The sequence below is a fragment of the Serratia sp. K1WW1 genome, assembly GCF_055790865.1.
Window position 1 is genome coordinate 2,688,774 of record NZ_CM147697.1, and the last position, 25,476, is coordinate 2,714,249.

At 52.8% G+C, this 25,476-nt stretch carries 24 protein-coding genes and 2 tRNA genes; 12 read left to right on the forward strand and 14 right to left on the reverse strand.

The genetic code is table 11. The features are described from left to right. Nucleotides 1-163 precede the first annotated feature (163 nt). The gene (locus ACX9GU_RS12165) at nt 164-868 is read left to right on the forward strand and encodes a MipA/OmpV family protein (protein ID WP_473195167.1); all 705 of its coding nucleotides are present in this window, start codon (nt 164-166) and stop codon (nt 866-868) included. 120 nt (nt 869-988) lie between these two features. Here the strand turns inward: ACX9GU_RS12165 and ACX9GU_RS12170 are convergent, their stop codons facing one another. Continuing rightward, a complete protein-coding gene (locus ACX9GU_RS12170; protein ID WP_166732684.1) occupies nt 989-1,864 on the reverse strand; it encodes a D-hexose-6-phosphate mutarotase in 876 nt (291 codons plus the stop codon). An 83-nt stretch (nt 1,865-1,947) separates the two neighbouring features. Next, nucleotides 1,948-2,943: a glyceraldehyde-3-phosphate dehydrogenase gene (gene gapA / locus ACX9GU_RS12175; protein WP_021181204.1), complete on the reverse strand. Its 996-nt coding sequence runs from the start codon at nt 2,941-2,943 to the stop codon at nt 1,948-1,950. A 347-nt stretch (nt 2,944-3,290) separates the two neighbouring features. Here gapA and msrB point away from each other — a divergent pair, with 347 nt between their 5' ends. Then, nucleotides 3,291-3,704, forward strand: a complete 414-nt coding sequence (gene msrB / locus ACX9GU_RS12180; RefSeq protein WP_021181205.1) for a peptide-methionine (R)-S-oxide reductase MsrB — start codon at nt 3,291-3,293, stop codon at nt 3,702-3,704. Nucleotides 3,705-3,768: 64 nt separating this feature from the next. Next, nucleotides 3,769-4,041, forward strand: coding sequence for a YeaC family protein (locus tag ACX9GU_RS12185; RefSeq protein ID WP_021181206.1), 273 nt, complete (start codon nt 3,769-3,771; stop codon nt 4,039-4,041). Between the two features lie 41 nt (nt 4,042-4,082). Here the strand turns inward: ACX9GU_RS12185 and chiD are convergent, their stop codons facing one another. The 4 genes from chiD to sppA all read right to left on the reverse strand — a co-directional run bounded on the left by chiD (nt 4,083) and on the right by sppA (nt 9,220). Next, entirely contained in the window at nt 4,083-5,363 is a 1,281-nt protein-coding gene (chiD, locus tag ACX9GU_RS12190; RefSeq protein ID WP_473194917.1) for a chitinase ChiD, read from the reverse strand. 243 nt (nt 5,364-5,606) lie between these two features. After that, a complete protein-coding gene (pncA, locus tag ACX9GU_RS12195; RefSeq protein WP_473194918.1) occupies nt 5,607-6,239 on the reverse strand; it encodes a bifunctional nicotinamidase/pyrazinamidase in 633 nt (210 codons plus the stop codon). An 18-nt stretch (nt 6,240-6,257) separates the two neighbouring features. Further along, nucleotides 6,258-7,274, reverse strand: a complete 1,017-nt coding sequence (gene ansA / locus ACX9GU_RS12200) for an asparaginase (RefSeq protein WP_021806614.1) — start codon at nt 7,272-7,274, stop codon at nt 6,258-6,260. Nucleotides 7,275-7,366: 92 nt separating this feature from the next. Beyond that, a complete protein-coding gene (gene sppA, locus ACX9GU_RS12205; RefSeq protein ID WP_473194919.1) occupies nt 7,367-9,220 on the reverse strand; it encodes a signal peptide peptidase SppA in 1,854 nt (617 codons plus the stop codon). Between the two features lie 193 nt (nt 9,221-9,413). Between sppA and ACX9GU_RS12210 the strand changes: the two genes are divergently transcribed. From ACX9GU_RS12210 to ACX9GU_RS12230, 5 genes are all read left to right on the forward strand, one after another. Beyond that, nucleotides 9,414-9,965: an NAD(P)H nitroreductase gene (locus ACX9GU_RS12210; protein ID WP_094981335.1), complete on the forward strand. Its 552-nt coding sequence runs from the start codon at nt 9,414-9,416 to the stop codon at nt 9,963-9,965. Between the two features lie 171 nt (nt 9,966-10,136). Beyond that, nucleotides 10,137-11,180, forward strand: coding sequence for a selenide, water dikinase SelD (selD, locus tag ACX9GU_RS12215; protein ID WP_021806611.1), 1,044 nt, complete (start codon nt 10,137-10,139; stop codon nt 11,178-11,180). Next, nucleotides 11,180-12,298 carry a tRNA 2-selenouridine(34) synthase MnmH gene (gene mnmH, locus ACX9GU_RS12220; protein WP_115158853.1) on the forward strand — a complete coding sequence of 373 codons (1,119 nt, stop codon included), beginning with the start codon at nt 11,180-11,182 and terminating at the stop codon, nt 12,296-12,298. Before selD ends, mnmH begins: the two co-directional genes overlap by 1 nt. Beyond that, on the forward strand, nt 12,298-14,223 hold the full coding sequence (locus ACX9GU_RS12225) for a DNA topoisomerase III (protein WP_473194920.1): 1,926 nt from the start codon (nt 12,298-12,300) through the stop codon (nt 14,221-14,223). Before mnmH ends, ACX9GU_RS12225 begins: the two co-directional genes overlap by 1 nt. Beyond that, nucleotides 14,220-14,501: a DUF1496 domain-containing protein gene (locus tag ACX9GU_RS12230; RefSeq protein ID WP_024528782.1), complete on the forward strand. Its 282-nt coding sequence runs from the start codon at nt 14,220-14,222 to the stop codon at nt 14,499-14,501. Before ACX9GU_RS12225 ends, ACX9GU_RS12230 begins: the two co-directional genes overlap by 4 nt. Before the next feature lie 442 nt (nt 14,502-14,943). Here ACX9GU_RS12230 and ACX9GU_RS12235 read toward each other — a convergent pair whose 3' ends face one another. From ACX9GU_RS12235 to ACX9GU_RS12265, 7 genes are all read right to left on the reverse strand, one after another. After that, entirely contained in the window at nt 14,944-15,396 is a 453-nt protein-coding gene (locus tag ACX9GU_RS12235) for a pyrimidine (deoxy)nucleoside triphosphate diphosphatase (RefSeq protein WP_473194921.1), read from the reverse strand. A gap of 46 nt (nt 15,397-15,442) precedes the next feature. Further along, entirely contained in the window at nt 15,443-16,246 is an 804-nt protein-coding gene (gene xthA, locus ACX9GU_RS12240; RefSeq protein ID WP_473194922.1) for an exodeoxyribonuclease III, read from the reverse strand. A 102-nt stretch (nt 16,247-16,348) separates the two neighbouring features. Further along, nucleotides 16,349-16,921, reverse strand: coding sequence for an LOG family protein (locus ACX9GU_RS12245; RefSeq protein WP_473194923.1), 573 nt, complete (start codon nt 16,919-16,921; stop codon nt 16,349-16,351). A gap of 482 nt (nt 16,922-17,403) precedes the next feature. Continuing rightward, nucleotides 17,404-17,488 (reverse strand) — tRNA-Tyr (locus ACX9GU_RS12250). A 127-nt stretch (nt 17,489-17,615) separates the two neighbouring features. Then, nucleotides 17,616-17,700 (reverse strand) — tRNA-Tyr (locus ACX9GU_RS12255). Between the two features lie 223 nt (nt 17,701-17,923). Then, nucleotides 17,924-18,772 (reverse strand): formyltetrahydrofolate deformylase, encoded by an 849-nt coding sequence (gene purU, locus ACX9GU_RS12260; protein ID WP_021181219.1) that lies wholly within the window; start codon nt 18,770-18,772, stop codon nt 17,924-17,926. A 37-nt stretch (nt 18,773-18,809) separates the two neighbouring features. Beyond that, nucleotides 18,810-19,268, reverse strand: a complete 459-nt coding sequence (locus ACX9GU_RS12265; RefSeq protein WP_473194924.1) for a YchJ family protein — start codon at nt 19,266-19,268, stop codon at nt 18,810-18,812. Between the two features lie 146 nt (nt 19,269-19,414). Here ACX9GU_RS12265 and rssA point away from each other — a divergent pair, with 146 nt between their 5' ends. The 4 genes from rssA to ACX9GU_RS12285 all read left to right on the forward strand — a co-directional run bounded on the left by rssA (nt 19,415) and on the right by ACX9GU_RS12285 (nt 24,189). Continuing rightward, a complete protein-coding gene (rssA, locus tag ACX9GU_RS12270) occupies nt 19,415-20,326 on the forward strand; it encodes a patatin-like phospholipase RssA (protein WP_473194925.1) in 912 nt (303 codons plus the stop codon). A gap of 104 nt (nt 20,327-20,430) precedes the next feature. Next, on the forward strand, nt 20,431-21,444 hold the full coding sequence (gene rssB, locus ACX9GU_RS12275; RefSeq protein ID WP_473194926.1) for a two-component system response regulator RssB: 1,014 nt from the start codon (nt 20,431-20,433) through the stop codon (nt 21,442-21,444). Between the two features lie 381 nt (nt 21,445-21,825). Next, complete coding sequence (locus tag ACX9GU_RS12280; RefSeq protein ID WP_473194927.1) at nt 21,826-23,169, forward strand: UDP-glucose dehydrogenase family protein; 1,344 nt, start codon at nt 21,826-21,828, stop codon at nt 23,167-23,169. Between the two features lie 9 nt (nt 23,170-23,178). Further along, complete coding sequence (locus ACX9GU_RS12285) at nt 23,179-24,189, forward strand: NAD-dependent epimerase (protein WP_473194928.1); 1,011 nt, start codon at nt 23,179-23,181, stop codon at nt 24,187-24,189. A gap of 169 nt (nt 24,190-24,358) precedes the next feature. Here the strand turns inward: ACX9GU_RS12285 and hns are convergent, their stop codons facing one another. After that, nucleotides 24,359-24,766, reverse strand: coding sequence for a histone-like nucleoid-structuring protein H-NS (gene hns, locus ACX9GU_RS12290; RefSeq protein WP_024486694.1), 408 nt, complete (start codon nt 24,764-24,766; stop codon nt 24,359-24,361). Nucleotides 24,767-25,476 lie beyond the last annotated feature (710 nt).

A 25,476-nucleotide genomic window follows, 5' to 3' on the forward strand; every position in this document is an offset into this window, starting at 1 on the left:
CTTTGGGTTCTAAGTTATTCGATCTTGGTTGTTTTCTATTGTAAAGATCCGGCAGGCTGGTCGGTTTTCACATAAACTATAGCCGTTAATTACATCTTGTTATCTATGGAAAAAGCCAGTGAAGATATCTAAACTCAAAACGCTAGCAATTATCGCTTCCGCAATGGTTTGTGCGCACAGTGCTCAGGCAGGAAGCTGGTCACTCGGTGCTTCAGCGCTGGTCAGCCCAGATCCTTATCGTGGTTATCAGGATCGTGTCTATCCCGTTCCTATCATCAATTACGATGGCGATGATTTTTACTTCCATACGCTGTTGGCCGGTTACAACCTGTGGAAAGATCAGCAAAATCAGCTGAGCCTGATCGCCTATTATTCACCGTTGCACTATAAGCCAGGCGACAGTGACGACGACCGCATGAAGCAGTTGGACAAGCGCCGTAGCACCATGATGGCCGGTGTTGCCTTTACACATAATGCCGAGTGGGGCTCGATCCGTACGGCCTTCTCTGGCGATATGCTGGACAACAGTAACGGCCTGGTGGGCGATATTGCCTATCTCTATAAGTTCCAGGTGGACTCCTGGAGCTTTGCTCCTGGCATCGGGGTAAACTGGAACAGCTCAAACCAGAACCAATATTACTATGGTATCAATGGTGATGAGTCCCGCCGTAGTACCTTCAACACCTATAAGCCGAGCGATAGCTGGTCGCCATACGTCGAATTGACCAGCAACTATAATATCAACGCTAACTGGAATGCCTTCTTCTCGGGCCGTTATTTGCGCCTGGACAGCGAGGTTAAAAACAGCCCAATGGTGGATAAATCTTATACCGGCATGCTGTGGACGGGTGTGACTTACACCTTCTAAGCGTACGGCGCATTATCTTGGTGCAGTGAGTGCATTGAAAAGGGGCGGAAACGCTCCTTTTGCACATCTATAGTGCGGTGGATGATCAGAAGAGGGGCGAAATGATCCGCCCCAGTTTGATCAGCTATTTTTAATGCTGCGGATTTTCATCGCCAAGCGGGCTGGTTGCTCCCCAGAGGCTATCAGCGGCTTGCTTACGCGCCCGGTTTCAACACACACCATAGTTTTGTAACCGTCGTTTGGCATGTCGGCCATGCTGCAGGAAAGCTCGACGCCTGGGTTCCAGGCGATCACATCACTCATATAGTGATGATTGACCTCAATCGTGCGTTGCAATACCGGGTCCTTGATCAGGCTGCAAGGCGTGGCCTGGGTGTAGATGCGATCGGTTTGCCCGGTAAACTCCAGCTCGCCAACCTGACGAGCCTCGATCCCCTTCGCCACCTTATCGATATAATGCTCGCCCAAACCGGCAACTTTCACCTTGTCGATGTCGCCGATCTGGAAATAGCTGTGCAGAGCGGCGGTAGCCTGGTAGTCACCGTGTGATTCCAGTTCCATCTCGCACTCTTCACCCAGCTTGAAACGGGCGATCAGGGTGAAAGCATGTGGCCACAATTTGCGGGTTTGTTCGTTGTCTTGCAGCGTGAAGGTCAGGATCACGCCGTTTTCATCTTCATCGTGCGCGGTAAGCTGCCACGGCTGATTACGGGCAAAGCCGTGGGATGGGCTACCTGCCGGGCCAAACCAAGGCCAGCAGATCGGTACGCCGCCGCGGATCGCCACGCCGTTTTTGAATGGCGTATTGTTGCTCAGCCAAAGCACCGGTTTATCACCACTTGGCTGCCAGGCCAGCAGATGGGCCCCTTGCAGAGTAATGGCCGCACGGACTTTGGGGTGAGAAACCACCACCACTGGCAGTTCGTCCAGTTGGCGTTGGCTGATAAAAGGGGTGATTTGTTCGCTAACGGGTAGGGTGAAGATTTTTTCATTCATGTTGTTGCCTTCTTTTCGCCGCAAAAACAAATAAAAAGGGCGACACTAATGTCGCCCTCTATAATCAACTGCGCATCAAGCCATTACTTGGAGATGTGAGCGATCAGGTCCAGTACTTTGTTTGAGTAGCCAGTTTCGTTATCGTACCAAGAAACCAGTTTCACAAAGGTGTCGCTCAGCGCGATACCGGCTTTAGCATCGAATACAGAAGTCAGTTTCTCGCCGTTGAAATCGGTAGAAACCACTTCGTCTTCGGTGTAGCCCAGCACGCCTTTCAGCTCGCCTTCTGAAGCGGCTTTGATAGCAGCACAGATTTCTTTGTAAGAAGCTGGTTTTGCCAGACGGGCAGTCAGGTCAACCACAGACACGTTCGGAGTAGGAACGCGGAACGCCATACCGGTCAGTTTGCCGTTCAGTTCTGGGATGACTTTACCTACAGCTTTAGCAGCACCGGTAGAAGAAGGGATGATGTTCTGGGATGCGCCGCGGCCGCCGCGCCAGTCTTTGTGAGACGGGCCATCAACGGTTTTCTGAGTTGCGGTAGTCGCATGCACGGTGGTCATCAGAGCTTCAACGATGCCGAACTTGTCGTTGATTACTTTAGCCAGTGGTGCCAGGCAGTTGGTGGTACAAGAAGCGTTGGAAACGATTTCTTGGCCAGCGTAAGACTTGTGGTTCACGCCCATAACGAACATTGGGGTGTCATCTTTAGATGGGCCAGTCAGAACAACTTTCTTAGCACCTGCAGCGATGTGTTTACGTGCAGTTTCGTCAGTCAGGAACAGGCCAGTTGCTTCAGCAACGACGTCAACGTTGACTTCGTTCCACTTCAGGTTAGCCGGATCTCTTTCTGAGGTACAACGGATGGTTTTGCCGTTAACAACCAGGTGGCCGTCTTTAACTTCTACAGTACCGTCGAAACGGCCGTGAGTAGAGTCATACTTCAGCATGTAAGCCATGTACTCTGCGTCTAACAGGTCGTTGATTGCTACGATTTCGATGTCAGAACGTTCCTGAGCAGCACGGAAAACAATGCGACCGATACGGCCAAAACCGTTGATACCTACTTTGATAGTCATATATTCCACCAGCTATTTGTTAGTGAATAAAAGGTTGGTTGTAAAATTACAAAAACCTTACCGAGCGTCAAGCGGAATCGTGTCAATTCTTGCTGCAAGTCAAACCAGAGGCCAGGTTTTGCACACAAATCGCACATTCCATTTACGTTTGTCCTCCCATCGATATGGGGGCAAACCGCCAAGTATAAAGTCAGCACGTGCAAGATATGTGATCGAAGTCACATATGGCGGCAGCGTAACCTTTATGCCGTACAGTTTAGGCTAAAAAGGCCTGCAGCGTTGTTAATTTTTTGTTATTATTACTCATTGTTTTCGTTGACATTATCCACATTGCGGGAATAGCACAAATGGCTAAAGAGACAACCCCTAAGACACCGCTCACGGAACTGAATGAAATCCAACGTTATGTGACGCAGGAGCGTGGCACCGAAGCCCCCTATAGCGGTAAATTACTGCATAACCAGCGTGAGGGCGTCTACCACTGCCTGTGCTGTAACGCGCCGCTGTTCTTCTCCGCCAGCAAGTTTGATTCCGGCTGCGGCTGGCCCAGCTTCTATCAGCCGGTTTCAGACGATGCTATTCGTTATCTTGATGATAATTCACATAATATGCATCGAGTCGAGATCCGCTGTGGTAACTGCGACGCGCATTTGGGGCACGTATTCCCCGATGGTCCGCAGCCGACTGGCGAACGCTACTGTGTCAACTCCGCGTCACTGAATTTCACCGACGACGAGAATGGCGAGCAGACGGCAGGTTAAGCTGTAACTAAACCAACAAAATCGATTCAGCTAATTATTCATCCGTGGGTGAGGAAATGCTCTGATGGAAGTAAAAGATCTGATTGCGGCCATGACGCCGGAAATCTACCAGCGGCTGGTGCTGGCCGTGGAACTGGGCAAATGGCCTGATGGGGTGGCACTGACGCCAGAGCAGAAAGAACACAGCCTGCAGGCGGTGATGCTGTGGCAGTCGATGAACAATGCGGACCCACAACATATGAGCATTGGCACCGACGGGCAAATCGTGATGAAAAGCAAACAGGAGCTGAAGCAGCAGTTTATGGCCGAGCCGTTGGCCAAGCTGAAGCCGCAGTAACCTGTTGCTGGCAGGGCGATGTTGCCATCGCCCTGAAGGTTTTACTGCTTCTGTGGGCTCAAGCCTAAGCTTTCGGCTAGCTGGTGGGCCAGGCGGTTGTTATCGTCCGCGCCATACTCCCAGAACATCGCCCCTCCCAATCCTTTGCTCTTAATGTACTCGGCCTTGATGGCTACCGAGCGCGGGTTTTCATAGCTAATCGCGAACAGCGGCTTTCCTGCGGATGACTTCATCATCAGATAGGGCACCTTGGCCTCGTTATCCCAATGCGCGTTGAAGCGCCGTTGTGGGTCTTTCAGCATCTTGTTCACGATATCGTTGTACTTGATGTAACTGTCTTTATCCAAATCCACGCCCAGCGACTTGAAGACGTCTTTTTCACGTGTGGTGAAATAGGGCTGGGTGACGGGATGCTTGGCCGCATCTGCCACATCCCAATCAATACCCGGCTCGGTGGCGCGTTTAGGTACCCGGCCATAGAAACCGATCCCCAGATTGAGCTGAGCTGGCTTCAGCCCGGCGGCCAGATAGTTGTTGACCACAAAGTCGGCGCTGTACTTGTCGGCGGCGGCCACGGTTGGCCATTGTTTGGAGTCATAGAGATTGGAGTTGAAATACTGGGTACCGTACGCCATGTCGTAGGTCATCAGATTGATGTAGTCCAGATAGGGCGCGATAGCCTTAACGTCCACCCATTCCTGCGGACTTTTGACGTTGGCTCCCACGGCAATGGTCAGCAGTTTTTCTTTACCCAACGCCTGATGCAGTTCGCTCAGCAAGGCGGTGAAGTTGGCTCGGTCAGTGGGTTCGCTTTCTACCAATCCCCAGGCACCGTTAACCGGGTATTCCCAATCCAGATCGATACCATCTAGCTGATACTTGGCAATCACCTCCTGCACCGAACGAATAAACACCGCCCGGCTTTCCGGTGTGGCTGCCGCGCCGGAGAACCCACGAGCTCCCCATCCGCCAACGGACAGCAAAACCTTCAGCGCCGGATTTTGCTGGCGCAATACGGGTAATAGCTTTAAGTCTGCTTCGACTTTAGGGGAGAGATAGATTTGGTGCAGGCGAGAGGGATCTTTCAGTGCCGGGTTGGTTTCCTCTTTTTCAGCGTTATAAATCAGGCCAAAAGAGTAGTTTAGGTGGGTGATCTGGCTGACGTCCAGTTGGTTGATATCACCGCCTGGCCCGGCGGTCACGTCGCCACCGCCGTTGAAGTAGCCGACAGAGAGATAAGGTGCCGCGTGAGCCATGCCCACGCCAGCCACGCCGAGTTGCACCGCTACCAGCAAGGGCAGCAGTTTACGGGTTAAAGCCATGTTGTCTCCTTTGGTCAGCAAGGCCGACCTGAACCGCCTGGGGCGGTATCAATAAAGCCGGGCTCGGTAGGCCCCGGATGCGTATAACTTATTGATGCCTATGCATCAGCAGCCATAACAGCAAAAGAGACGGGAGGGGACAAGGTGAGCGCGCAGAAGAATGGTGAGAATGTGAGCAGCGTCGAAAATAAAGCGGTTGGCGGGGGGATATGGGGCGCTGTGGTCAAGCAGCCCCAAAAACCGTTAGCGCTGAGTAAACTGTGACAGTGTAACTAACTGTGCGCCAGCCGACTGCATTTCTGCCAACGCCTGCTCGCTGTCATCGGGGCTTAAATTGACACCGCGGCAGCCATCGATGATGACCTGGGTCTGATAACCCAAACGCAAGGCATCTAACACGCTGAACTTGACGCAATAATCGGTGGCCAGCCCCATCACGGCGAGATGAGTGATGCCTCGTTCCTTCAGCCAGCCATCGAGCGCCGTTTGCGCCCGGTGCCCGTTATCAAAGAAAGCACTATAGCTATCGATATCCGGGTTCTCGCCCTTACGGAATATCGCTACGATGGATTGCTTATCAAGCTGAGGATGAAGTTCTGCGCCAGGGGTACCCTGAATGCAGTGCTCCGGCCACCAAACCTGAGGCAGGCCTTCCAGTTCCCCAAGCGTACCAATCTGTGCGTTGGAGTTAATGGCGAAGCTGCGATGATCCGCCGGGTGCCAGTCCTGGCTGGCAATCACCGTTTCGTTACGGGCCAGGCTGGCTGCGATAGCCTGATTGGCGACGTTAATGGTGGCATCACCTTCTGACACGCCTAAAGCGCCGCCGGGGCAAAAGTCGTTTTGTAAATCAATCAGCAACAGAGCAGTTTTCATCAGAGTTCCCACTTTGGGTTAGCCCGCAGCGCTTAATTCGCCACGCAGGTCTTGTTGCATCAGGCTGCGGATCTCTTCTGGGGTTAACGGCTGGCTCAACAGGTAATGCAGCTTGGTCAGCGCGGCTTCCACCGTCATATCAAAACCGCTGATGACGCCGGCATGAGCCAGGGCATTACCGGTCGCATAGCCCTCCATATTGACCCGGCCAGAGATACATTGTGTCAGGTTGACCACTACGATGCCACGCTCGGAGGCATCACGCAATTCATCCACCAGTTCGGCCTTTTGCGGCGCGTTACCTACGCCGTAAGAGCGCAGGATCAGGGCTTTAACCGGTTGCAGCAGGAAGTTACGCACCACGGCACCGGAAATCCCCGGATAAATCGTCACCACGCCGATGGGCTGTGGCGTGATGTTATGCACGATCAATTCCCCGTTGCATACCGGAGAGGCGATGCCGGTCTGGCGGCGTATGTGGATACCTGCTTCCAGCAAGGGTGGCAGATTGGGGGAGGCAAAAGCATCAAAGCCGTCGGCATGTGCCTTGGTCGTACGGTTGCCACGAAACAGCTTGTTGTTGAAAAACAGGCTGACCTCGTTCACCGGGTGATTGGCGGCCAGATAGAGGGCATTCAACAGATTGGTTTGGCCGTCGGAGCGCAATTCTGCCAGCGGAATTTGCGACCCGGTGACGATCACCGGCTTATCCAGGTTCTCCAGCATGAAGGACAGGGCGGAAGCGGTAAACGCCATGGTGTCGGTGCCGTGCAGAATAACAAAGCCGTCATAGCGGGAGTAATTCTGTTTGATGTCGTCGGCGATATGCTGCCAGTCTTCGGGGGTCATATCCGAAGAGTCGATCAACGGGGCATATTCATGAATGGTGAAATCCGGCATCTCTGGGCGATGGAACTCGGGCATCAGTGCCAGCTGGCGCTGTAGGTGGCCGGAAACCGGGATGTACCCCTGTTCGGAACGCTGCATACCGATAGTGCCACCGGTATAGGCGACGTAAATGGATTTCTTTTGCATGGCTTCGATCTTGTAGCTGTCAGATAGGCTGAATTATAGGGAGATAGCAGGAGAAAAAAAGCCCGGCGGGTGCCGGGCTAGAGATTTATTTGTTAACGGACCTCTCCGCAAGTCAGGCATATGGCATAACGATGTTGCGGATCGTTCAGGTTATTAAACAGGCCAGGCTGTTCTTTCACCGCCAGCGCCACCGATGCCAACGGGGCTGGCAGCATTGACTGGATCGCCGCAGGCAGCATGGCGTGGATAGAGACGCCAAACTGGCTGAGCAGCATATCCGTCATGCTAGGGGCATCGATAAACCAGTTGAGTTGCCACTGTGGCAGCTTGGCCAGCTCTGCCGCTTTCTTCACGGCGTCGTCAAAGTCACCCAGTTGGTCGATCAGGCCATTTTTCTTGGCGTCGCTACCGATCCAGACATGACCCTGAGCAATTTGATCGACCTGCTCTGGCGTCATTTTCCGGGCGGTTGCCACCAGGTTGATGAAGTTCTTGTAACCATTCTCGATGTTCAACTGCATCATCTGCGAGAACTCTGGCGGCAATGCTTTCGTCACTGCCAGATCGGCCAGTGGTGATGTCGCGACGCCGTCGGTATGAACCCCAACGCTATCCAGCGTGTTCTCATAAGTGTTGATCACGCCGAAGATACCGATGGAACCGGTGAGGGTGCTCGGGCTGGCAATAATGTAATCTGCCGGGGTCGACACCCAGTAACCGCCAGACGCGGCCATCCCGCCCATAGAAACCACCACTGGTTTACCTGCGGCGCGAACTGCTGCCAGCTCGGAACGGATCACTTCTGAAGCGCTGACGCTACCGCCAGGGCTATTGACGCGCAGGATGACGGCTTTGATTTTCGGATCCAGACGTGCCTGACGCAGCTGTGAGGCCGTGGTATCGCCACCGACCGATCCTGGCGTCTGTGGGCCATCCATGATCGCGCCATTGACGAAGATAACGGCGATCTCACCGCCCTGATCCGGTGACGGCTGCGGCTGGTAATCGTAGATGCTGACCGCATTGAAGTCATTGCTCTGCTTGTCCCAACCGAAGGTTTTCACCAACTGTGTTTCTATTGCAGTGCGAGAGGCCAGTTCATCGACCAGTTTGCTATTCAGGGCGAACTGCGCGGTGTCGCCACCCGCTGCCTTCAAGCCACTGAGAATATCTGCTGCGCCAGGGAACAGCTGATCTGGCGTGAGCTGACGGTTAGCCGCCACCGTATCCAGATAGTTTTGCCACAGCCCGCCGACCCAGCGGCTATCGGCTTCGCGTGCTGCCGGTGACATATCGTCACGGATCAGCGGTTCTACGGCAGATTTATAGGTACCCACACGGAAAATATTGGTAGTGACCTTCAGCTTCTCCAACAGGGATTTGTAGTAAAGGTTGTTGGTGGCGAAACCATGCAGATCGACGGCACCTTGAGGTGACAGGTAGATCTTGTTGGCATAGCTGGCCAGGTAGTATTGCGTCTGGTTATAGCTGTCGCCAATGGCATAGATCGGTTTACCGCTGTCGCGGAATTCACGCAGTGCCTTACCGATGTATTGCAGGGAAGGCTGATCCGCCCCGGCAAAATCATTCAGCTGCAACACCATGCCAGTGATGTTTTTATCCTCTTTGGCCTTGCGAATGGTATCCACCACGTCAAACAGTGAGTTTTCCTGCAGACGATTGCTGGAGGCGCCCAACAGTTCGCGGCCCCACTGACGAACCCGGTTGTTTACCGAAGGTTGATCGACCACCACTCCGCTGAGATCGACCAGCAGTGCGCCATGCGGTGTTACTGCCGAAGAATTGCCTTGGAGTGAAAGATAAATACCGACCCCGACCAGGATCAAGAAAATCAGGAACAAGTTCAGGATAAGTTCCCTGACAAAATTCAGCAGACGCCATGTCCATCTGAAAAGACCAGCAATAATTCGCCCCAATGTGCGCATGTGCTCTCCAACAAGAGTCTAGAATGTTCCGCTATCCTAATGAGCGGCCGAAGAAATGTCAGCTTTAAATCACCTGCCATTTATCCCCATGCAGCTTGAATGGCAACGGGTATAGACAGTATTACAGAGGCTGTAACTCTATGTAGAGCTATGTTAACGTGATTTAAACGAAAATTGTTATCAGGAGTTAATGATGGATGCACTGGATCTTTTACTGAATCGCCGTTCTGCGTCACGCCTGACCGCCCCGGCACCCGCAGGTGAAGTGCGTCAGAATATCATCAACGCCGGGCTGCGCGCGCCGGATCACGGGACGTTACAGCCTTGGCGTTTTATCCTGATCGAGGATCAGGGTCTGCAACGTTTCAGTGAATTGCTGCAAGCTGCCGCCAGACAAGATGAACTGGATGAGAGTGCGGTAGAAAAAGCCAAACAGGCACCTTTTCGTGCGCCATTGATTATCACGGTGGTTGCTCATTGCAGTGAAAATCCGAAAGTGCCGCGCTGGGAGCAGGTCGTCTCTGCCGGTTGCGCGGTGCAGGCGATGCAAATGGCCGCCTTGGCGCAGGGCTTTAATGGCATCTGGCGCAGCGGTGCCTGGACAGAGCATCCGTTGGTGCGCGAAGCCTTCGCCTGCCGCGAGCAGGACGAGATCGTCGGTTTCCTCTATCTAGGCACGCCGCAGTTAAAAGGTGCCACTAAAGTGGTCGCTCCGGACAGTACGCCTTTCGTCCGCTACTTCTGATCCGCCATGCGGGAGCTCGCCGAGAATGCGCGATAACCCGCAGTTTTGTACTGTTTCTGAGCAGGTCGCACGCATAATGCCAACCTGCTCTTATCAATCCCCTCGGCAAGCGCTACCCTATATCCCATTGTGATATCCTTACGTTCGTTTGTTACCCAGAGGGAGTGGACTATGACATCGCCGGCCATTCGTTTGACCCAGTACAGCCACGGCGCTGGCTGCGGCTGTAAAATCTCACCCAAAGTGCTTGAAACGATACTGCACAGCGAGCAGGAAAAGTTTATCGATCCCCATCTGCTGGTGGGTAATGAAACGCGTGATGATGCCGCAGTGTATGACATCGGTAACGGCGTGGGCATTATCAGCACCACTGATTTCTTTATGCCGATCGTCGACGATCCGTTTGATTTTGGCCGTATTGCGGCAGCCAACGCCATCAGCGACGTGTATGCGATGGGCGGTAAACCGATCATGGCCATCGCTATTCTTGGCTGGCCGATTGCCAAGTTGCCCGCAGAGGTTGCCCAACAGGTGATCGACGGTGGCCGCTATGCTTGCCAGCAGGCGGGGATTGCATTGGCGGGTGGCCATTCTATTGATGCGCCAGAGCCGATTTTTGGCTTGGCCGTGACCGGCATCGTCAAAACCGAGCTGGTGAAGAAAAACAGTGCGGCGCAGGCAGGCACCAAGCTATTCCTGACCAAACCGCTGGGCATTGGCGTACTGACCACCGCAGAGAAGAAAAGCAAACTGCTGGCAGAGCACCAAGGCTTGGCTACTGAGGTCATGTGCCAGTTGAACAAGCCTGGGGCAGACTTTGCCGAAGTGGCAGGCGTAACGGCGATGACCGATGTTACCGGCTTTGGCCTGCTTGGCCACCTTAGCGAGATGTGCCAGGGGTCCGATCTGCAGGCAACCGTATGGTTCGAATGCGTGCCGAAACTACCGGATGTTGAACGTTATATCAGCGAAGGCTGCGTACCGGGCGGTACCGGGCGTAACTTTGAAAGCTATGGTCACCTGGTTGGCGCCATGAGCGATCTGCAACGTCAATTGCTGTGCGATCCGCAAACCTCCGGCGGTTTGCTGCTGGCGGTATTACCGGAAGCCGAAGCCGAAGTGCAGGCGATAGCGGCTCGTCATGGCATCACGCTGAACGCGATTGGTGAATTGCAGGCCGCACAGGCGGGCAAACCACTGATCGAGGTTGTCTAGTGTCAACGGTGCAGACTCGACAGGATACGCAAGACTACCAGCGCCTTTTTCTACAGGATGTGCCGCTGATTGACGTGCGCGCGCCGATAGAGTTTACGCAGGGGGCATTCCCCTGTTCAGTTAACCTGCCGCTGATGAGCGACAGTGAACGTCAGGCGGTGGGCACCTGCTACAAGCAGCATGGTCAACAAGCTGCGATCGCTCTTGGGCACAGCCTGGTCAACGGTAAACTGCGTGAGCAGCGCACGCAGGCCTGGATCGAACAGTGTGCCCGGCAGCCAGAGGGTTATATCTACTGTTTCCGCGGTGGTCTACGTTCGCAATTGGTGCAACAGTGGCTGCGAGAAGCGGGTGTTGACTATCCACGCGTGGTAGGCGGCTACAAGGCGCTGCGCAATTTTTTGCTTGGTGCGCTTGAGGCCGCAGCTGCGCTGCCTATGCTGATCGTTGGCGGTAACACCGGTTGTGGCAAGACGCTGCTGATTAATGAATTGGCGGCCGGTATCGATCTGGAAGGGATCGCTCATCATCGCGGTTCGTCTTTTGGCCGTACGCTGGTGAAACAGCCCACCCAAATCAATTTTGAGAATCAGCTGGCTACGTGCATGTTGAAGAAACAGCACGGTGGCTGCCGCCATTGGGTGCTGGAAGATGAAAGCCGGATCATCGGTTCGAATAATCTCCCATTAGGGCTGTTCAATGGTATGCAACAGGCTGCCCTGGTGGTGATTGACGATCCGTTTGATGTGAGAGTGGCACGCCTGCAAGATGAGTATATCGACCGGATGCGCATTGCCTTTGAGCAAGCTTATGGCGAGCAAGACGGCTGGCGGCAATATGATGAATATCTACACCATGGCCTGTTTGCCATCCGCCGCCGCCTGGGGCTGGAACTGTTCCAGCAGTTGACGCTGCGTCTCGAATCGGCGCTGCAGGTACAACGGCTCACAGGCCAAAGCGAAGCGCATCAACAATGGCTGGTGCCGCTGCTGCAACACTATTACGACCCGATGTATCGCTACCAATTAGAAAAGAAAACCCAACGTGTGATCTTTCGCGGTAATTACGCGCAAGTCAGAGAGTTCCTGATGACGTATAGCCAGAATAACGGTGAATAATGCGACTGTTTATAGCCGAAAAACCGAGTTTGGCCCGCGCCATTGCTGATGTATTACCCAAGCCCCATCGTCGGGGTGACGGCTTTATTGCCTGTGGCAGCAACGATGTGGTGACCTGGTGCGTTGGGCACCTGTTAGAACAGGCCCAGCCGGATGCTTACGACAGCCGTTACGCGCGCTGGTCGTTGGCCGACTTACCGATAATTCCGCAGAAGTGGCTGTTGCAGCCGCGCCCTTCGGTCAGCAAGCAACTGAACGCGATCAAAAAGCTGCTGGCAGAGGCCGACGAAGTGATCCACGCGGGTGACCCGGATCGGGAAGGGCAGTTGCTGGTGGATGAGGTGCTGGATTATCTGGCACTGACGCAGGAAAAGCGCCAGAACGTGCGGCGTTGCCTGATCAACGATCTTAACCCACAGGCGGTGGAGCGTGCGGTACAGCGTCTGCGTGATAACCGTGACTTTATCCCGCTGTGCGTTTCCGCGTTGGCGCGTGCGCGTGCCGACTGGCTTTACGGCATCAACATGACCCGGGCTTATACGCTGCTAGGGCGTAACGCGGGCTACGATGGCGTGCTGTCGGTTGGGCGGGTACAGACGCCGGTACTGGGGCTGGTGGTGCGGCGCGATGAAGAGATCGAAAATTTCGTCTCGAAAGACTTCTTTGAGGTGAAAGCGCATATCGTTACGCCGAAGGAAGAACGCTTTGTCGCTCTGTGGCAGCCGAGTGAATCTTGTGAGCCTTACCAGGATGAGGAGGGGCGTTTACTGCACCGGCCGTTGGCCGAACATGTGGTTAAACGCATCGAAGGCGCACCGGCGCTGGTCACCTCGTATAATGATAAACGGGAATCAGATACCGCTCCGCTGCCGTTTTCCCTTTCAACGCTGCAGATTGAAGCGTCGAAACGCTTTAACCTCAGCGCCCAGCAGGTGTTGGACGTATGCCAACGGCTGTATGAAACCCACAAGCTGATCACTTACCCGCGTTCTGACTGCCGTTATCTGCCAGAGGAACACTTTGCCGGACGCCATGCGGTGTTGAATGCCATCAGCGTACATCAGCCGGATCTTTATCCACAGCCGATCATCGATAGCGAGCGCCGTAACCGCTGTTGGGACGATAAGAAGGTCGATGCTCACCATGCGATTATTCCCACGGCGCGTGCCAGCAAGGCCAGCCTGAGCCAGGATGAACTGAACGTTTACAGTTTGGTGGCCCGGCAATATCTGATGCAGTTCTGCCCGGATGCGATGTTCCGTAAGTGCGTCATCGAGCTGGATATCGCTGGCGGCAAGTTTATCGCCAAGGCGCGTTTCCTGGCCGAAGCGGGCTGGCGTACCCTGCTGGGCAGTAAAGAGCGTGATGAGGAAAACGAAGGGGCACCGCTGCCTGTTGTCGCCAAAGACGATGAGTTGCTGTGCGAGCGCGGCGAAGTGGTAGAACGCCAGACTCAACCGCCACGGCCCTTTACCGATGCCAGCCTGTTGTCGGCCATGACCGGGATTGCGCGTTTTGTGCAGGATAAAGCGCTAAAGAAAATCCTGCGAGCGACCGATGGTTTAGGGACAGAGGCAACGCGCGCAGGCATTATCGAGCTGCTCTTCAAGCGGGCGTTCCTCTATAAGAAAGGGCGCTATATTCATTCCAGCGAAACCGGGCGGGCACTGATCCATTCATTGCCAGACCTGGCGGCACGCCCTGATATGACGGCGCAGTGGGAGTCTACGTTGACGCAAATCAGCGAAAAATCCTGCCGTTATCAGGACTTTATGCAACCGCTGGAGGGCACGCTGCAACAGTTGATCTATCAGGCTAAGCAGAGCCGGGCCAGTATAGCGTTTCGTGGCTTGTCGCCTGCACCGTTAGCCGGGGCGAAAAAGCGTAAAAAAAGTGCCGGAAAGGCACGGGAGAAAAGTGAATGAGCCGCATACCCTTGTTGATCGGTTGTTTGGCATTGTTTTCCACCGGCGTATTGGCCAATCGCGGTAACGTCGATGTCGTCGTGCCGGTTTCCCCTGAAATATGGGGTACCGCTCGTACCACGACAACGCCGCCGCCCTGCAACCGTTGCTGCATTTATCAGAATCAAAACTATTCTGAAGGTGCGTTGCTGAAAGTGGGCGACGAGATGATGCAGTGCGCGCGCGACCCTAACGTCACGGGCACCAATCCGTTAATCTGGATCCGCCTCAAGCGGTGATAGCAGCAGAATACGCCCCTCACCCTAACCCTCTCCCACAGGGAGAGGGGACTGAACGTGCTACATATCTACTCCTTGTGATCACCTTGACCGGGCCACAAATCGACTTCAATTCCCGACGACGGCACCCTGTGGGTTGGGATGAGAGGGGACTGAACGTGCTACATATCTACCTTTGTGCTCACCGTAGCCGTGCCACAAATTGATTTCACTTCCTGACAACGGCACTATTACAGCTCCCTCTCCCTGTGGGTTGGGATGAGAGGGGACTGAACGTGTTACATATCTACCCTTGTGCTCACCGTAGCCGTGCCACAAATTGATTTCACTTCCTGACAACGGCACCGCTGCAGCTCCCTCTCCCTGTGGGTTTGGATGAGAGGGGACTGAACGTGTTACATAACTACCTTTGTGCTCACCGTAGCCGTGCCACAAATTGATTTCACTTCCTGACAACGGCACTATTACAGCTCCCTCTCCCTGTGGGAGAGGGTTGGGGTGAGGGGAATAGGAAGCGAATATAACTTTCCAGCAGGGGAATATCGGCGGGGGCTAGCGGGTAATCTCTGGCCTGTTCGGGCGTAACCCAAGCAAATGCGCTGTGGCAATGTAGCTGTAACTCCCCGCTGAAGGAGTTAACCTGCCAAGCATGTAACCGAATAATCCTCTCCTTTTGCGGCCACTGATTGCTGGCCACAAAACTCCCTACTTTGGCGATAATGCCCAGCTCTTCTCTCAGTTCACGGGCGAGCGCCTGGGGCTGGCTCTCAGCCATTTCGACCTTACCGCCGGGAAACTCCCATAGGCCAGTCTGATCGCTGCTGCTATCGCGTTGGGCGAGCAGGATCTTGCCATCTTGTTCGATAATGGCGGCAACGACATCAATGATTTTCATAGCTTGGATTCGATATTGCCCCGACATATGCATCGGGGCAGGGAGATTACAGTGTGAACTCGGCCCAGACAGGAGCATGGTCTGAAGGTTTCTCCATACCACGGATCTGATAATCAATGCCGGTGGCGGTACAGCGCGCAGCCAATGAGGTGTTAGCCAGCAGCAGATCGATGCGCAGACCACGGTTTTCATCAAAACCGCGCGAACGATAGTCAAACCACGAGAACTCATCGTTACGCTCAGGGTTGGCATGACGGTAGGTATCTACCAGACCCCAGTCCAGCAGGCGGCCCATCCACTCACGCTCTTCCGGCAGGAAGGAGCATTTGCCGGTGCGCAACCAACGTTTGCGACTCTCTTCACCAATACCGATGTCCAGATCGCTTGGACTGATGTTCATATCGCCCATGATCAACACCTGCGACTCTGCCGGCAGTTGTTGCAGATAATTTTGCAGATCTTGATAAAAGCGGGTTTTGGCTGGGAATTTGATAGGGTGGTCGCGGCTTTCTCCTTGCGGGAAGTAACCATTAATCACCGTCAATGTGCCTTGTGGCGTCGCCAGATCGGCCATGATGATACGACGCTGCGCATCTTCTTCATCAGTAGGAAAACCGCGGCGTACGGCAAGAGGTTCCTCTTTAGTCAGCAACGCCACGCCGTAATGGCCTTTCTGCCCATGATAGAACACGTGATAGCCGTGTTGGCTGACTTCTTCCAGCGGGAACATATCGTCGTGGACTTTGGTTTCCTGCAGGCCGATCACATCCGGCTGATGCTGTTCAATAATTGCTGCCAGCTGATGCGGACGTGCACGCAGTCCATTGATATTAAAAGAAACAAACTTCATGAGCGCTGCCGTTTTTATCCGAAAAAATGTGTTCAGATAGTAGCAGAGTTTGGCCGAAAATGTAACGCGGACCAGCGGCGGTATGCCGCTGGTAGACAGGGATTATTTTGCCCAGCGGTCGTAATTCTGCGGCTGATAGTCATCAAACAGCTTGATTAAGGCTGCCGGAGAATCGCTGATATGCAGGGTCTTGAGATAATCATGTCGCATAAAGCCTTGATCGGCGACGTGCTGTAAAAACTGGCTTAGCGGGTGGTAAAAACCGTTAACATCCAGCAGCCCGACCGGCTTGCTGTGGTAACCGATCTGCCCCCAGGTCCAGATTTCGAACAGCTCTTCCAACGTACCGATACCGCCAGGTAGGGCAATAAAGCCGTCGGCCATTTCGGCCATCCGCGCTTTACGGGTGTGCATGTCGGGGACGATTTCCAACTCGGTCAGGCCACGGTGCGCAGTTTCGGCCTCGACCAATCGCTGGGGAATGATGCCTATCGCTTCGCCACCGGCCTCCAAGACCGCGTCCGCTACCACACCCATTAATCCTTTTTTACCACCGCCATACACCAGACGCCGCCCTTGAGTGGCAAGCAGGTGACCGAGTTGGCGGGCATATTCGACATAGGCTGGGTTATTGCCCTCGCTGGCACCACAAAAGATACAAATGTTGTTACGCATGACTTTCCCTTGCTGCTTTTAACGAAGCCAGTGGTATAGCGAATTGTAGGGTTTAGTTCAAGGGGAATTGGTATTGCGATGGTGGTGGGAAGGATGGGTTCGTAAGGATGAAACCAGGTAGTGTTTTACACCGCTACACCCAAGCTTGAGACAGGTGGGAGTCATTGCAGGTTAGCCGACCGTTGAGCGCATGGATGCGCGATTGCGAGCCCCCAGGGACGGGTTTACGGCGTGTCGGCGTTCTGCATGACTTCCACCTGTAGCACAATAAGGAGCAGCTATTTGGTTCGGTGGTACATGAGAATGAGATGATGATTTAAAACTGGGAGGCTTATAAGAAGATGGTGGTGGGGAGGATGACCGCGCAAGCGCGTTGTCCACTGTGTGGGCTCGAACCTTGGTCGAAGCTTCTAATCCTTCCCTGCTCAGTATTGCATGGGAATGAGATGATAATTTAAAAGTTCGGGAGGTCTATAAGAAGATGGTGGTGGGGGAAGGATTCGAACCTTCGAAGTCTGTGACGGCAGATTTACAGTCTGCTCCCTTTGGCCGCTCGGGAACCCCACCATGGTATTCATGGTTGCTAATTTTGAACAGAAAGTTGGCAAATTCTCTCTGGTACTACTGAAACAACTTTATTTTGAGTGATTCATGAGGCTTCAGATTTCTCTGTTTGCTCATTGCCATAAAATAATGGTGGTGGGGGAAGGATTCGAACCTTCGAAGTCTGTGACGGCAGATTTACAGTCTGCTCCCTTTGGCCGCTCGGGAACCCCACCATGATATTCATGGTTACTAATTTTGAACAGAAAGTTGGCAAACCCTTTCTTGTGGTACTGAAACTTTTTCCTTTGCTTGCGAAACGTCTGTCTCGGTAAGCGGGGCGCATCATATCAAATGAAGCGCTTGTGTAAAGCATTGAAATGCAGAAAATGAATTGTTTGTCGCTTTTTTATTCTCAGCGGTGCTTCCGTGAACGAAAGACACCGCTTTGTTAACCAATTACAAGATCACCGTGCGGTTACCGTAGACGAACACGCGTTGAGCCAGTACACGATACAGTGCGCGGCTAAGCACGTTTTTCTCCACGTCACGTCCGGCACGCATCATATCTTCTGCCGAATAGGTGTGATCGACATGAATAACGTCCTGCATAATGATTGGGCCTTCATCCAGGCTGTCGTTCACGTAGTGCGCCGTTGCCCCGATGATCTTCACGCCACGCTCATAAGCCTGGTGATAAGGGCGTGCACCGATAAAGGCTGGCAGGAACGAATGGTGAATATTGATCACCTGGTTCGGGTAATGCTGAACGAAAGCCGGGGTCAGCACACGCATATACTTGGCCAAGACGACGTAATCCGGCTGGTATTGGTCGATCTGCGCGATCATCTGTTGATCATGCTGCTCACGCGTCAGCCCTTCGTGGCTGACCAGATGGAACGGAATGTCAAAGCGTTCAACCAGCGTCTGCAACGTGGTGTGGTTGCCAATGACGGCGGCAATCTCAACGTCCAGGCCGCCATAGGCGCTTTTCATCAGCAGATCGCCCAGGCAGTGGGCTTCTTTGGTGACCAGCACCACAATACGGCGACGGCCTGCGCTGTGCAGTTCGCGCTCCGAACCCTCTGGTAACGCGCCGTCCAGATCGGCCAACAACGTCGTATCATTGAAGATCCCTTCCAGCTCGGTACGCATAAAGAAACGACCGGTGAGGTGATCGACAAACTCATTGTTCTGCACAATGTTCAATTCGTGCTTGTAACAAATGTTGGTGATCTTGGCGATCAGCCCTTTGGCATCGGGGCAGATGGTGCGTAAAATTTTTCTTTGTACGTTTTGCTGTGGCATGAGTGTGTCGATTCCGTCTGATTCTGAACCCGCAGGCTTATCGCCCGCAGCACTTTTTATATTTTTTGCCTGAACCGCAGGGGCAAACGGCATTTCTGCCCGGTTGAGGTTTGGTTCCGTCGATATAGTACCAGCGTTGTTCAAGACGAAGGAAGCGGGAACGCTCATGCATGGCACTCTCGCTTTCTCCATCGCGCGAACGGGCGATGAACTCCACGAACCCCTCATCGGCGCTATTGCCAGCGTTTTCCGCTACCACCGTCAGCCCAAGCCATTCGGTATCGCCAAAGCTGCTGCTGATGGCGCTGCGCCACTCTTCGGGGTTGCAGTCTGGGTGCCAGGTCGCAATAAGATAATCCACATCCCGTTTTACATAGGCGGAATATCTCGAACGCATTAATATGCCCGGCGACATAGCGTATTGAGTACCTGTTATATAGGGCGCACAGCAAGCGCTGTAGTCCTGCCCGCTGCCGCAGGGGCATAGCTCAGTCAAAATAACGCCTCTCAGTGGTTAGCTCGCACGATGTATAGCCGCGGCTAAAATGAATTTAACGCATATGTTACCTAACATCATTCGTTGATGACAATGTACCCTGCAATTGGGTTGAGTGAATTCACCGTGCAAAGGATAGGCAAAGCATGCGGAAAGTTAAAATCGGGTTGGCATTAGGGGCCGGTGCCGCCAAGGGGTGGGCACATATCGGCGTGATTAACGCACTGCGTAAGCTGGGTATCGAAGCCGATATTGTTGCAGGATGTTCCGTGGGAGCACTGGTTGGGGCGGCGTTTGCCAGCCATCGGTTGCCAGCAATGGAGAAGTGGGTACGCTCATTCAGCTACTGGGACGTGATCAGGCTGATGGATCTCTCCTGGCAGCGCGGTGGATTATTACGCGGCGAACGCGTATTTAACGTCGTTGGTCAAATACTGAAAATTAACGACTTTACCGACTGCTCACTCAAATTCGGTGCGGTGACCACCAACCTCAGTACCGGCCGTGAGCTGTGGATGACCAAAGGGGATATCCACCAGGCCATTCGAGCTTCATGCAGCATGCCGGGCTTGTTGGCACCGGTCTGGTTTGACGGATATTGGTTGGTGGATGGCGCTTTGGTCAACCCGGTTCCTATTTCATTGGCCAGGGCGATGGGGGCAGACATCGTGATTGCCGTGGATTTGCAACATGACGCGCACCTGATGCAGCAGGATCTGTTTTCGGTACGCAATGACGCTGGCGAGCAGAGTGAAACAAGCATTAGCGATGCCAATAACTGGCGCGACCGCCTGCGGGAACGCATGAATAAAATGATGCTGAAGAAAACCACCTTTACCCCCACTGCAATGGAAATCATGAGCACCTCGATTCAGATGCTGGAGAATCGGGTGAAGCGAACTCGTATGGCCAGCGACCCGCCGGACGTGCTGATCCAGCCGTACTGCCCACAAATTTCCACTCTGGATTTCCATCGCGCCAGCGAGGCGATAGAAGCAGGCCGATTGGCGGTCGAAAAACAGATAGAAGTTTTGGCGCCATTGATAAAAAATAAATGATTACCATTTGTTAGGGTGGAATGATGCTATGGGCGTGTTTTCGACAAGCACAAGTGCTCATTATGAGCCACTATTACAACATCAAAAGGGAAGAGGCTGGGTCGATGGCATTACCACTGATAAACAAGCGCATCTTAATCGTTGAGGACGAGCAGGTTTTCCGTTCTGTGCTTGTGGGTTATCTTGCATCCTTGGGAGCACAAACCAGCGAGGCGGCCAATGGCCTTGTGGCGTTGAGTGCGGTCGAAGAGTTCGCTCCCGATCTGATCCTGTGCGATCTCGCCATGCCGGAAATGGACGGCATCGAGTTTGTTGAGCATCTGCGCTTGCAAGGGATAAAGATCCCGGTATTGGTGATCTCGGCGACCGATAAGATGGCGGATATCGCCAAGGTGCTGCGGCTCGGCGTACAGGATGTGCTGCTGAAACCGTTAAGCGATCTCAATCGGCTGCGCGAAGCGGTACTGGCTTGCCTCTATCCTAATATGTTTACTTCGCAGGCGATCGAAGAAGCCGAGCTGTTCCAGGATTGGCAGGCATTAAGCCAAAACCCCTCCGAGGCCGTGAGATTACTCAAGCAGTTACAGCCACCCGTGCAGCAGTCTATTGCCGGTTGCCGTATTAATTATCGGCAATTAACCACCAGCGAAAATCCGGGGTTGGTGCTGGATATCGCGGCGCTATCGGATAAAGACCTGGCGTTTTATTGCCTGGATGTCACCCGTGCGGGAGATAATGGCGTGATGGCTGCCTTGCTATTGCGTGCTTTATTCAACGGCTTGCTACAAGATCATTTAGCCAATCAACAGCATCGCCTGCCGCAAATGTCTGCATTGTTAAAACAAGTTAACCAATTATTGCGCCAAGGCAAGTTGGAAGGCCAATTTCCGCTGTTGGTAGGTTATTATCATGCCGAATACAAGAATCTGGTGCTGGCCTCTGCCGGTTTGCATGCCAATGTAAATACAGGGGATAACCTGATTCAATTAAGTAATGGCGTACCTTTGGGGACGCTTGGCACCACTTATATGAATCAAATAAGCCAACGCTGTGATGCCTGGCAGTGCCAGGTCTGGGGTAGCGGCGGCCGGTTACGTCTGATGCTGAGTGCTGAATAAATCATCAATGGAACTCCAGCAATTGCCTCTGCCTATTCTCCATTAACGTCGTTTCCATAGGTAGTTGTCTTAATTTATTGCTATTTGAGCTTGGGGTAATACTCAGCGGATTTAAGCTGGTATACTTTGCGGGTTTTTCGTATGGCGGAGTCAGTGCGCAATTTGAGAGCGAAAATAGAGCTACTTAGATAGAGAGTCAGGGCCTCAGTAGCCATTTGCGGGTGATAAGCCCGTTGGTGAGCTCTTTGACCTCTAGCGTGTCGAGACGAAAAGGCCACCCAATACGGGTAAAGAATTGTTGGTTTGGCTGCGGCCTAGGGCGGCGGACAAACAGAAGTAGCTTGATAACTTTTTGTTAAATTTGAAAATTAGGACTTCCCGATGAAAGTAACCGTTTTCGGTATTGGCTATGTTGGCCTGGTACAGGCAGCCGTATTGGCTGACGTGGGTCATGATGTCATGTGTATCGACATCGATGAACAGAAGGTCGAAAACCTCAAAAAAGGCAATATTCCGATCTTTGAACCGGGCCTGACTTCACTGGTACAGCAAAATTATGAAGCCGGTCGCCTACATTTCACTACCGATGCGAAAGCCGGTGTTGCCCATGGCGCGATCCAGTTTATCGCCGTGGGAACGCCACCGGACGAAGATGGTTCTGCCGATCTGAAATATGTCACCGCCGTGGCACGCACCATCGCCGAACATATGACAGACCGCAAAGTGGTGATCGATAAGTCAACCGTACCGGTAGGTACCGCTGATAAAGTTCGTGAAGTGATGACCGAAACGCTGCGCAAGCGCGGCAGCGACTTGGCGTTTGATGTCGTCTCCAACCCAGAGTTTCTCAAGGAAGGGGCAGCTGTTGCCGATTGTATGCGCCCTGAGCGTATCGTGCTGGGCACCGACAACAAAGACGTCATCGAGCCGCTGCGTGAGCTGTATGAGCCGTTCAACCGCAATCACGACCGCATGATCCTGATGGATATCCGCAGCGCAGAGCTGACCAAATATGCCGCCAACTGCATGCTGGCGACCAAAATCAGCTTTATGAACGAAATCTCCAATCTGGCAGAGATGCTGGGTGCGGACATTGAAAAAGTGCGTCAGGGGATCGGTTCGGATTCACGTATTGGCTATCACTTCATTTATCCAGGCTGTGGCTACGGTGGCTCCTGCTTCCCGAAAGACGTTCAGGCGCTAATCCGCACCGCAGAGCATATCGGTTATCAACCGAAACTGTTGCAGGCGGTAGAGCAGGTCAACAACCAGCAGAAATATAAGCTGACCCAGTTCATCAAGCACCATTTTGCTAATGATGTAAAAGGTAAAACCTTCGCGTTGTGGGGCCTGGCGTTTAAACCTAATACCGACGATATGCGTGAAGCTTCCAGCCGCGTGCTGATGGAAACCCTGTGGGAGTTAGGCGCCAGCGTGCAAGCCTATGACCCGGAAGCCATGGCAGAAGCGCAGCGTATCTATGGGCAACGTGCCGATCTGAAACTGATGGGTACCAAAGAAGCGGCGTTGCAGGGAGCCGATGCGTTGGTGATCTGTACCGAATGGCAGAATTTCCGCGCTCCGGATTTTGATGCGATTAAGACTGCTTTGAAGCAACCCGTTATTTTTGATGGCCGTAACCTGTTTGATCCAGAACGTCTGCAAGCCCGCGGCTTTACTTACTATGGTATTGGTCGTGGCGCATCGATTAAGCCGGTCATCTAAGAGGTGAGCATGAAATTCCTGGTTACAGGCGCTGCAGGATTTATTGGTTATCACGTAACGGAGCGCCTGCTAGCCATGGGGCATCAGGTTGTCGGTATCGACAACCTGAATGATTATTACGCTGTCAGCCTGAAACAGGCACGGCTCGACATGCTGGCTAATCAGCCAGCATTTCAGTTTATCAAACTGGATTTGGCCGATCGCAATGGAATTGCCGAGCTGTTCGCTGAACATCAGTTTGAGCGGGTCATTCACCTCGGCGCCCAGGCCGGGGTGCGTTATTCGCTGGATCACCCCTTGGCTTATGCGGATTCCAACCTGATTGGCCATTTGAACATTCTTGAAGGGTGTCGGCATAATAAGGTTGGGCATTTGCTGTACGCGTCCTCCAGTTCGGTTTATGGCCTGAATCGCAAGCTACCGTTTTCGACGGATGACTCGGTCGATCACCCAATATCCCTGTATGCGGCGACGAAGAAAGCCAATGAGCTTATGTCGCACAGCTATTCGCATTTATATGGTCTGCCAACCACCGGCCTGCGCTTTTTCACCGTATATGGCCCTTGGGGGCGTCCTGACATGGCGCTGTTTAAATTCACCAAGGCGATATTGGCCGGTGAGAGCATTGATGTATATAACCACGGTGAGATGCATCGTGATTTTACTTACATTGATGATATTGCCGAGGCGGTAGTGCGCTTGCAGGCCATTGTTCCTCAACCCAATGCCAATTGGACGGTGGAGCAAGGGTCCCCAGCCAGCAGTTCTGCGCCTTATCATGTCTATAATATCGGCAATAGTAGCCCTATTAAGTTAATGGAATATATTCATGCCCTGGAGGCTGCGTTAGGTATCAAGGCGCACAAAAATATGCTGCCGATGCAGCCTGGTGACGTTTTGGATACCAGCGCGGATACCGAGGAGCTGTACCAGACTATCGGGTTTAAACCTGAGACCAGCGTTGTTGAAGGGGTTAAACGGTTTGTTGATTGGTATCGGGCGTTTTATAACGTTCAGTAACCGAACGATAGAAGGGTAGAATAAAGGGGCTTTGGCCCCTTTTTCTTTTCCTTTACATGAGAATTTTGCTAGTCAACCGGAATAACGCGTGTGAAGGTCAGGGTGATTACCGTGGCTGCAAAGCAAAAAGGCTCCCATAGGGAGCCTTTTGAAGGTAACTAAAATGCTATTACAGCAGGAAATCGTCCAGAGATTTGCCTTGCTCTTCGATAGCTTTTTTAATCACGGCTGGAGTACGGCCCTGGCCAGTCCAGGTTTTCATTTCGCCGTTTTCGTCTTTATAGTGGTATTTAGCTGGGCGTGCAGCACGCTTTGCTTTACCAGCGGCTTTGGTAGCAGCCATAGTTTGCAGCAGTTCGTTTGGATCAATACCGTCTGCAATCAGCATTTCGCGGTATTGTTGCAGTTTACGAGTGCGCTCTTCAATTTCTGCTTGAGCCTGGCTGTCTTCTTCGCGGCGTTCGTTAACAACAACTTCCAGCTTCTCCAGCATCTCTTCCAGTGTTTCCAGGCTGCATTCTCTTGCCTGTGCACGTAGAGTACGGATGTTGTTCAAAATCTTCAATGCTTCGCTCATTGTTCTAGCTCTCAAATTATATTGGTGGGGGGGCGTGACGATAATAATAGAGTGCTCCTTTCTTTTCTGCAATAGCCAAATTGAAAGAGTGACTAAATTTATCTTTAAAAAACCGATATTGAGAACTGTCCGACTAATAACATAGGGGGATCAGGCTTTAATCCCCCCTGGTTTTTATGCCAAATTGTCCAACCGGAAGGCATAATCGCCGAGCTTAAAGTCATTTTGGTCCGCTCGTCATAATTATGCTCTATAACAGTATCGGGAAGGATTTGTGTCCATAATCACTTCCCCAAAAGGACTAGTACTGTAAAGAATGGGGGTATAGCGGTAAACAGCCTGTCAGGAGCGAGTAAGTTGTTAAGCGTTCCAATTAACCGGGTAGTCATCGCTAAAACACATTTAATTGCATTGCTGGCGGGAGGGGGCAGGGTAGGCTGTTTGCTCGCTGGTAGGACATATCCATTTGAGCATTAATGAGTTTAGTTAATCATTAACAATAATTAATTGTGCTTGATAAACCACAGTAATCTGTAAATAGATGTAAAAGTGTCCGTTGCGGGTGTAAAATGTTTCACATGCAACTTGGCTTATGGCTATTTTCTTAGGCCAAGATAATGTCAGCCCGCTTGCTGAGTCTGACCACGGTCTATGCTACACTGTCAACCTGCACCTTCCGACAGTATATACCCGTCGTCTCTCAGGCCGCA